Source organism: Chitinimonas sp. BJB300, assembly GCF_002735695.1.
Lineage (GTDB): Bacteria > Pseudomonadota > Gammaproteobacteria > Burkholderiales > Chitinimonadaceae > Chitinimonas.
The window spans coordinates 1-4,598 of record NZ_PDZH01000208.1 but is presented as its reverse complement, the minus strand read 5'-3'; the positions used below and the strand labels follow the sequence as shown (position 1 = coordinate 4,598).

The window sequence follows — 4,598 nt, the reverse complement described above, 5'->3', positions numbered from 1 at the left end:
CACCTACCATCGCCGACAAGCCCGTTGCTGTCGCCGCACCAAACGTGCTCAGCAAATAGTCGGTGTACAAATCGAGTTCTTTGTTCTTCATGGCGACAGGTTATCGTATGCACTGCGTAACATCAGACAATAACTAAATAGGTAGGCGAACGTGGAAACATGCGCCACCCTCAATACGATTTGAAGCTGAAATCTGCCCGGAATGGGCTGACACAATCTCATGGCAAATCGCAAGCCCAAGACCCGTTCCCCCCGCGCCAGTCTTGGTTTTGGAACTTTGGACGAACTTATCGAAGATTACACCCAACTCTTCGGTTGGGATGCCGATACCCTCGTCTTCGACAAACAAATCCAGAAAACCATCCGCCGCCGCAGCACGCAAGATAATTCGCCCCCCCTCGGGGCTGAATTTCAGCGCATTGCCCACCAGATTGCGCAGCACCTGCCCCAGGCGCAGTATGTCTCCATTCACCTGCGGCAAATCCAGCGCCACTTGCAAGTCAATACTGAGACCTCGGGTGCGGGCCATCGGTGTGAGTTCCTCAACCAATTCCCGCAACAACGGCTCTATCGACAACAGCTTCATATCGTAGGACATCTTGCCGGCTTCCAACTTGGACAGATCCAGCAAGTCATTCAGGATTTGCAAGAGGCGCTGGCCGCTACTCCGAATGCGGCTGAAGTATTGCACCAATTTCTCATCAGACTGATGATTGGCGCGCCTTTCACCCAATTCGGCAAAGCTCAGCACCGCATGCATCGGTGTGCGTAACTCGTGTGACATATTGGCTAGGAATTCCGATTTGGCGCGGCTGGCGGCTTCGGCTATTTCCTTGGCGTGCTGCATGGCTTTTTCTGCCGCCCGCCGCTCACCAATGTCCTGGTAAACCCAGATCGACCCAGCATCGGGTTGCTCAGGATCAATCGCTTTGCCAAACGCCTCGCACAACACCAATGCGCCATCCGCAGCGTGGTAATGCACTTCCCGCCTGACGACTTGATCGTCATGCAATGGCCGCCCGTTTGCCGCCAGTGGCTTACCCCATTGTTCATCGCTATCAAGCAACAACTGGCCTATCAACAATTCCTGCTGGTAACCAAACAAGGAAACAAACGCTTGGTTCACCGCAAGAATGCGTCCCTGTTTAAGGAAGACTGCAGGTAAGGGACTGGCCGCGAACAGGGTATCCAACTCGGCGGTTCGTTCGCGCACCATATCGGCCAGATGGTCGCGGTGGCGAATCAGCTCGGCTTCGATTTGCTTACGCTCGGTAATATCGCGCACCATCACCAACCACTCACCGTCGCCCACTCCTGTAAGCCGGGCTTCAAAGTGGCGCAGGTTGCTTCTCAACGGCAGGCTGTATTCAAAGCTGCGTTGGCGCAACAGTGGATCGCTGCTCAATACAATCTGCAGCGGCGATGCCATGGCGTTAGGTAAACCCAGGGTGTAGTACTGGCCGACACAATTGGGGCTGAGCCCAAACTCATTGCTACCCGACTGCGCGCGGCAATCCATGATCCGACCGGCACTATCGAGTTGCAGCATCAGGTCAGGAATCGCTTCCAAAATAGCAGAATTGCGTATTTCCGCCCGCAAACGCGCTTCTTCGGCCGCCTTGCGTTCGCTGATATCGAGCAAGGAGCCGGCAATACCCGGCTGGTTATTCAGGCTTGTCGGCTTCGCACTGATCAAGGCGTAGAAGTGACTACCATCCGGGCGCTGCATCACCAATTCGGCCGGCCGGCCATTGGAATGCTCTGGATCAAGCACCGCAGCAAGGCTGGCACGCCAGGCGGGCGCCACCATCGACAGCAAGCTTTGATCCAATATATCTGCAGGAACACGACCAAAATACGCGGCAAATGCTGGGTTGACATAGCGCAGCTGCCCATTTTGCAACAGATAGATACCGATATGCGCCGCATCCAGAATGGCCCGGTATTTTTGCTCGCTCTCAAACAACATCCGCTCTGCCCGCTGTCGGTCGCTGACATCACGAATAACGCCGACGAAATAGCGGGTGTCACCCACTTCGAAATCATTGAGCAGCAGTTCAGACGGGAAGACCACGCCATTCCGCTTTTGCGCTACCAGCGTATAGGTCTGCCCCTGGGCAGCCACCGTCAGTTCCGCCAGATTATCGCCAAAGCCGGTTTCATATTGATTGCGATGGGCATCCGGCAACAGCATGCTGACGCTCAAGCCATGCACCTCTTCGGCCCGATAGCCAAAAAGCCGTTCCGCTGCGGCATTGAAGAGTTCGATCCGGCCAGCCTCATCGGCCAGGATGACGGCCTCGCCGGTGGTATTGAGCAATGTCTGCAAACGCATGCTGTCGCGGCAGGCGCTATTCGCCTTGGCTTGCCATTCCAGCAACTCACCCTTTAGCGCAACAATGTCGACAGTGGGTGCAGGCCTACCCGACCGGATACGCCACATCAGCAGCGCCAGCAAGGCCGAGAAGCATACACCTGCCACGCCGCCTAAAAACAATTGGCCTTCATTCTTCTCACTTGCCGCGTTCAAATGACTTTCCAACTGCCATGTCCTGCCGCCAAGCACGAATTTGCGTAGTGCCAGCGGGGTGGCTTTCCGGTCTGCCGCACCCACTGAAAGGGGGATTGTCTGCTTGGCCTGACTGATATCAAAGGCTACGTCCCCCCAATGCAAAGACGTCGCATGGGCGGTGAGTATACGAGCCGGAACCAGCACCACGCCCAGCAAGCGCCGGTCATTCCCATACCGTTGCCAGGTCAGCGCCAATACCGCCAACTCACCGCTTTCCAGCAAGAAAGGTGTCGATACGGCACGGCTGCCCGGGAAGCGGATGATGCTATCTGGAATCAGCTCGGTTTCACTGGATAGATCAAGCCCCAGCCCAAAACGTGCACGGGTGCTTTTATCGCCATAGATAACGGGCAGGAAATCTCGCCACTCTGTTGAACGAAGGCGTAGAAACTGGCTGCTGGGACCACGGAACCAGATGGAAAACTTTGGATAGATAGCGCGCCACCGCTGCTCGAAAGCAACCCGGCCATCCATGCTGACGGGCTCGGCAATGATGAAACTATCAACGCCGCTGGTTTGGACCAGCGCTTGGCTGAGCTGATTGAACTGTGCCGCGGAAGGCAACGAAGCATTGGCGAATAGTGCCTCCATCGCATCCAGACTCAACAACGCGCGGCGTAAAGCCAGCTCTTGCCGCAACAACTGCTGGTTGGCTACATGCTGATACCGAAATACCTGCCGCGCCGCCGCCACGTCCGAATACCAAATCACGCCACCCAGTGTAAGCCCGCAGCCCACCAGGAAAACAATGACTGAAATTCGCAGGCGCGAGCTCATCAACCCAATCCAAAATGATCAGTCCACGTCCAACTCACGGTAGAGTGCCAGGAACTCCTGGCTAAGCTTATGGCGGGCATCAAGATGAATCATAGGTAAACCGCGTTGATGCGACTCCCGTATCTTGATCGAGGCAGACAGATGTTTGTTCAGTACAGGCAAACCTTCCGCACGCAACTCATTCACCAATTGAATCGGCAGGTTAGCGCGCGGCTGGAACTGATTGACCACGATGCCTTCGATGCGCAGGCCACCATTATGGTCGGTGCGAATCTCATCCACATTGTCCATGAGCGTGTAAAGCGCCTGCCGGGAAAAATCATCACAGTCAAAAGGAATCAAACACGCATCGGCTGCGATCAGGGCGGACTGGGTGAAGAAGTTATAAGCCGGCGGCGTATCCATAACGATGACTTCGAATTCCTTGGCCAGTTCAACCAAGGTATCGCGCAGCTTATAAATCTTGTGGCGTGATTCGAGCTTGGACTGCAGTTCGCCAATCTCGGGGTGCGAAGGAATGATGAACAGATTATCAAAACGGGTGGGATGCACAAAAGCGCTGGCCGGCTTGGCGAACAGACTGAAATTCAAGGTCTGCTCAAAATAATCCGCCAGGGTCGGCGTCACCGTCTTGGCATCTTCACCCAACAAATATCGACTGGCGTTGCACTGAGGGTCGATATCGATCAGCAGTGTGTTCTTGCCTTGGTGCGCCGCAATGGCAGCCAAGTTGACGGCGATAGTAGACTTTCCCACTCCGCCTTTCTGGTTGAAGATAACCCGTTTCATACTGGCCAGCCCTCCCGAAAGTGATTGAGTGTGCAGGGATTCTAGCAGCCGAATGCGGGTGGACATGTCGGTTGCAGCATGCGCGACAGGCTGGGTGTGCAGTTCTGTCGTTTTTTTGGGAGCGGCCGGGTAAACGTCGCGGTAGCAACGGTTCCAATCGAGTACCGCTAATTGAGACTGCAGTGACCAATCTGCCGGCTCCAAGAACCTGGTTACGATCTGTCACGAGCAGCTGTCAACACGGTGAAGCTCAGCACAGAAACCGGAATGTACTTTTGTACATGAGGATTTCGAGCAACACATGAGCCCTGATCACAGCTGCGCAGTAAGATCATAACTGATGTTACGCAGTGCATACGCTAACCTGTCGCCATGAAGAACAAAGAACTCGATTTGTACACCGACTATTTGCTGAGCACGTTTGGCGCGGCGACAGCAACGGGCTTGTCGGCGATGGTAG

2 protein-coding genes are annotated in these 4,598 nt (G+C 55.0%); both read right to left on the bottom strand.

All coding sequences use genetic code 11. From position 1 onward, the window contains the following. Positions 1-133 precede the first annotated feature (133 nt). Complete coding sequence (locus CSQ89_RS20100; protein WP_099407793.1) at positions 134-3,349, bottom strand: PAS domain S-box protein; 3,216 nt, start codon at positions 3,347-3,349, stop codon at positions 134-136. Positions 3,350-3,367: 18 nt separating this feature from the next. Further along, the gene (locus CSQ89_RS20095) at positions 3,368-4,204 is read right to left on the bottom strand and encodes a ParA family protein (RefSeq protein WP_308418190.1); all 837 of its coding nucleotides are present in this window, start codon (positions 4,202-4,204) and stop codon (positions 3,368-3,370) included. Between the last annotated feature and the right edge of the window lie 394 nt (positions 4,205-4,598).

Coding starts and splice junctions, on each gene's coding strand:
- CSQ89_RS20100 (WP_099407793.1), bottom strand. CDS start 3,349: ATGAGCTCGCGCCTGCGAATTTCAGTCATTGTTTTCCTGGTGGGCTGC.
- CSQ89_RS20095 (WP_308418190.1), bottom strand. CDS start 4,204: ATGTCCACCCGCATTCGGCTGCTAGAATCCCTGCACACTCAATCACTT.